Annotated in this window: 1 protein-coding gene; it reads right to left on the reverse strand. The window is 76.4% G+C overall.

All coding sequences use genetic code 11. From position 1 onward, the window contains the following. Positions 1–585 (reverse strand): methyltransferase family protein (locus tag DEF28_RS26740; protein WP_267900222.1); only part of this gene is annotated, 585 nt, incomplete at both ends.

Genomic DNA, 585 nt, shown 5'->3' on the forward strand with positions numbered 1-585 from the left:
GGTGTGGGGGGCGGCGCGGGTGAGTGCGGTGAGCAGGCCGCCGGTGCCGCCGCCGGCGTCGATGACGTGGTGGACGCCGGTCCAGTCGTAGGCGTGGACGGGGGCGTCGAAGACGACGGCGTCGTCGCAGGCCATGAGGGCGTCGAAGGACGCGGCGAGGTGCGGGGCGGCGGCGAGGTCGTCCCAGAAGGGGCGGCCGTGCATGGCGGCGTAGGCGGGGCGGCCGGTTCGGATGGTGTCGAGGAGGTGGACGAAGGAGAGGTCGGCGCGGGAGACGGCTCCGGTGAGGTCGAGCCAGTCGCGTTGGCGGGCGGGGTGGTCGGCGGCGAGGAGGTCGCCGACGGGGGTGGTGGCGAGGTGGCCGGGTGCGGTCTCGGTGAGGACGCCGTGGATGGTGAGGTGGCGCAGGAGCCGGCGGAGGGCGTCGGGGTCGGTGCGCGTGGCGGTGGCGAGGTCGGCGGCGCGGGTGGTGCCGGCGCGGATGCGGTCGATGAGGCGGAGGGTGGCCGCGACGCGCAGCGCCATGGGGGTGAGCAGGTCGGTGAGGCGCAGGAGGGTCTGCAGGTGGTGCCGGTCTGGGGGGCC

The organism is Marinitenerispora sediminis (assembly GCF_003336425.1).
In the GTDB taxonomy this organism is placed as follows: domain Bacteria; phylum Actinomycetota; class Actinomycetes; order Streptosporangiales; family Streptosporangiaceae; genus Marinitenerispora; species Marinitenerispora sediminis.